This window comes from Anabaena sp. CS-542/02 (assembly GCF_028331085.1).
In the GTDB taxonomy this organism is placed as follows: domain Bacteria; phylum Cyanobacteriota; class Cyanobacteriia; order Cyanobacteriales; family Nostocaceae; genus Anabaenopsis; species Anabaenopsis arnoldii.
The window spans coordinates 1-4,207 of record NZ_JAQMTM010000060.1 but is presented as its reverse complement, the minus strand read 5'-3'; the positions used below and the strand labels follow the sequence as shown (position 1 = coordinate 4,207).

Annotated in this window: 2 protein-coding genes; one reads left to right on the top strand and one right to left on the bottom strand. The window is 40.3% G+C overall.

Annotation, left to right across the window (positions count from 1 at the left end; genetic code table 11):
- Positions 1–441: 441 nt before the first annotated feature.
- Positions 442–726, top strand: a complete 285-nt coding sequence (locus PN447_RS06185) for a DUF427 domain-containing protein (protein ID WP_271761688.1) — start codon at positions 442–444, stop codon at positions 724–726.
- 159 nt (positions 727–885) lie between these two features.
- Here the strand turns inward: PN447_RS06185 and PN447_RS06180 are convergent, their stop codons facing one another.
- Positions 886–3,732 carry a hybrid sensor histidine kinase/response regulator gene (locus PN447_RS06180; protein ID WP_271761686.1) on the bottom strand — a complete coding sequence of 949 codons (2,847 nt, stop codon included), beginning with the start codon at positions 3,730–3,732 and terminating at the stop codon, positions 886–888.
- Positions 3,733–4,207 lie beyond the last annotated feature (475 nt).

Below are 4,207 nucleotides of genomic sequence, written 5' to 3'. Positions count from 1 at the left end.
ACGACAGAAAGACAGCCAGTGATGGAAGTCTTGTAGGTATTCATGACAAGAACCATATTGCTGAGGAGCCGTATGAGGTGAAAATCTCACGTACGGTTTTGAAGACGAGTCGGTCAGGTGACTGACCGGCTTAGTTTAATCCAGTGTGGCTGACATTGACACTCCAAAATAGTCCAGTACCAAAAGCTCGAAATTCTTTATTCTGGGGGGTTGAATTCCTGGGAATAAAAATGAAATAGATATTGTAATTATTAATATGTTTTTGTGGGAAGTAAGCACCAAGTGCCAAGAACAAAGTGTACAACATCCTAGTTTTCATAACAAATTATGAACTTTATGTCTAATTGTGAAGTCATTAGGTCGAATTTGGCAGAATTACTGTGGATCCAGCTGATGGAGTGTCAAAATGTTAAGAGTGCAATCTATTCACTCAAGTCACTTATGCCGAAAGCTATTTGGAATGGTACTGTGTTAGCCCAAAGCGATAACACAATTCTGGTGGAAGGTAACCATTATTTTCCCCATGAATCTATTAATCAGGAATACTTCCAAGAAAGTAATACCCACACTACTTGTCCGTGGAAAGGTGTTGCTAGCTACTACAGTATTGAAGTTGATGGACAAACCAACAAAGACGCAGCATGGTACTATCCTAGTACCAAGGAGAAGGCTAAACATTTTCAAGGCTATGTCGCTTTCTGGAAAGGTGTAAAAGTCGAGGCTTAGTTCTTAGTTGGCATTGGTAACACTTGCGACTTATATCCTCTGTATTTTAGAGATATAATTTTACCTGTAGAGCAAAGTATAAAGTATATGGTAGTATTTTGTTAAATACTATATATTTTGCTCGTTTTTAACCCATTAATTCGGGTATAATTGACAATATCATTGCGATATTGGTATTTGGGTGACATTCCCAATAATTTCTGCCAGGGTGTTTAATAATTCCTCCTCTTGATAAGGTTTACGAAAATAAGCCTCAGCGCCTAATTGCATGGCTAATTCTCGATATTGACTGGTGCCGTGAGATGAAATCATCACAACTGGAATATTTTTCATCTCAATATCTGTTTTGATGTAACCTAAGAAAGCATAACCATCAAGACGGGGCATTTCGATATCACAAATCACCGCCGCAACTTTTAAACCACGTTGCAGTTTTTCTAGGGCATCTTGACCATCTTGAGCTTGTTCAACTTGATAACCTCCTTTTTGTAAAGTCATGGTTAAGAAGCGACAAACATTGATTGAATCATCAACAATTAAAATTGTGCCTTTATGATCATCAATTCTCCCTGGTAGTTTATGGTGATTCAAGACAGGTAAGACTGTTTTTAAACCGACTGATGATAACTGATTGTTTTTAGGAGTACCCTGGTGAGTGGCAAACCATTCCAGCAAATCGTTGGCATTAACTAATACTAATACTCGTCCATCACCTAAAATTGCACAGTTACTCAAGCCTTTTGGTAAAGGTATATTACCTTCAACTTGGCGAATAGCTACTTCCTGCTCACCCCAGCAACGCTCTACTTGGATAGCTATTGGCTGATGACTACCTTTGAGGATTAAGACGCTGTTAGCGTTAATCACTGGGGGTGTTTCCAGTTCAGGGTTATTGTAGCGTGGACAATTAAATTGAAAATAGCGACTCAAGTTAATCAATGGTAGGGTGTTTCCTTGCCAATTGAGAAAGGCGCTCCCTGCTATTGAGAATACTTGCTCGTTTTGCAGTAAAAATATTTCGGCAACGATTTCTGTGGGAAATGCCAATAAGATTTTATTGCTTTCTACCACGAGAACTCTGGCTACGGATAGTGCCAATGGTACTGTCAGAGTAAAGGTAGTACCTACTCCTGGGTTGGTATCAACTCTAATTTCTCCTCGCACTGATCTAAGGTTATTACGTACTATATCCATGCCAACACCACGACCAGATAAGGCGGTGACTTGGTGGGAAGTGGTAAAGCCTGGTTCAAAAATTAGTGATAATATTTCCTCGTCGCTGGCATTAGCTAGTAAAGTAGTATCTAATCCCATTGCTACGGCGCGAGAGCGAAGGTTTTCTAAAGAAATACCCCGACCATCATCACGCATGGTAACAATTATGCGATTACTGCGATGGCTAGCTGTAATTTCAATTAATCCTTGTTCTGGTTTACTTAAAGCCCGACGGGTTGCCGGATCTTCGATACCATGATCAAAGGCATTTCTTAATAAGTGCATAATTGGCTCATTTAAGGCCTCTAAAATGCTACGTTCAATTAATGTATCTCTACCTTCAATTTTTAGTGTGACATTTTTACCATACTCGACATTAAGAGCATGCAATGCTCTGGGAAAACGCTCCACTAAATCGGAGAAGGGACGCATCCGAATATGATTAATTTTTCTCCCTAATTGTTTGGATGTGTGATTAAGTTTGCGAGAAATTTGATCTGTATCATCAACGGTTAATTGAATATCAGTTGTGACTTCTTGTAGCTCCACAATACTTTCTATAATTTCATGCGATCGCCGGTTAATTTCCTCTTGGCGATCCATTTCTAATGTAGGGATTTTTTTTATATATCCTAGCTGATATTCTCGGAGGGAGGACGCTGGGTTTGTGTTAACAGATGGATGGGCGATTTTCTCATATGTTGTCCGCAGTTCATAGTTTTCTCGCTCTAGAGTTTGGACTCGCTGATACAAACTTCCCACGAGTTTACGGAGTTTTTGCAGTTGGAAATTTAACCCATTACGCTGGACAGTCAGTTCTGCAAATAAATCATGAATTTGATCAAGTTGTTGAATAGGAACTCGCACAGTATTTTCTCTCGGTTCACAGTCTTTGACTACACTATTTAGCTCCTCTGTATGGGTTATATATTTATCAGCTATGGTGGCAATTTCCGCCGAGAATATTTGATCTTCTGCTGTTGTCTGTACTTCTTCAGGTATATAAATATTTACCTCGTTCAGACATATCTCAGTGGGTAAAATCTCCGCTTGATTTGTCAATACCAAAGCTTGCGATCGCCGCCATGCTTGCAAAGCTAACTGGGCAACTTCGGGAATGCGCTCTCTGCTGACCGTGCTGATATGATGCGCTATCGATTCACAAAGACTCGTAAAGGCTGGCAATTGTAGCATTTCTCCCAAACCGCCCAATTCAGCTGCCATAATAGCCACTTCCTCTTGTAAGCAAGGCTGAGAGATGTCTGCCAATACAGACTCCAGACGCTGCAAACATCCTTCCACTTCAGTTTGAAACAGCATCGGGATAATATCCTGCCCATCTTCGGGTGATAACATGGTGGCAGCATCTTCAGGAGAGGGTTCGCCCAGGTGATCTCCCAGTTCCTTAAATACTGGATAACAAAAACTATCTAACCACTGCTGTTCTATCTCATTTCCTTGTGATAAGGATTCTATGATTTGCCTGAGCCAGTCAACTGCTGAGAGTAGTAAATTTTGGGCGTGATGGTCAACATCACGGTAATTTTTACGGGTTTTTAGGACTTTAAAAGCATCCTCTAGACGGTGGGCTAAATCACTAAGAGTCCGATATCCCATCATTCCAGCCCCCCCTTTGATTGAATGGGCTGCTCGAAGTGCAGCGTTAATTCTCTCCAAGTTGATGCGCTTACTGGTGTCGATTTCCAGCAACACTGCTTCTAGGGTATTAAGATAATCTCTTGCTTCTTCAAGAAACTGCATCTGGATTGCCAGTTCTTTATCCTTTGACATCTTCTTCATGTTCTGTTCCAAGATTGAAGACAAATATAGCCACTCTTATCTATAGGGAGCATCCCGAATATGCACAAGGCAGTTTTGATGTTCATCTCGCAAATCCTGCCATCTAGGCGGGAAACAGAGAGTTTTCAATTCTGTACTTTTGTAAGCAAAAAGATTGAAAAAAAATATCTCGCTTTCATATGTAACAAATTTACTATCAAAACAAAAAATAGTTTTATTTCCCATGACTGTGATCATAACCTATACCTTTTCGATAACATTTCCTCACAATTACACTCACGAAGTCAGATTGCTTTCCAGTTGGCCTTAATAGTTGAATCTTGCAATCGCTAAGAAATTACGCCATTCCCAGTACTATATTCTCCAAAATGCTGAAGAGCGCTGGGTGTTAACTACATTGAGCAATCGTGCACATCCAGGACTGGAAAAGCTCGTTATCTACGCTTTTCCTACCATACAGGATGTT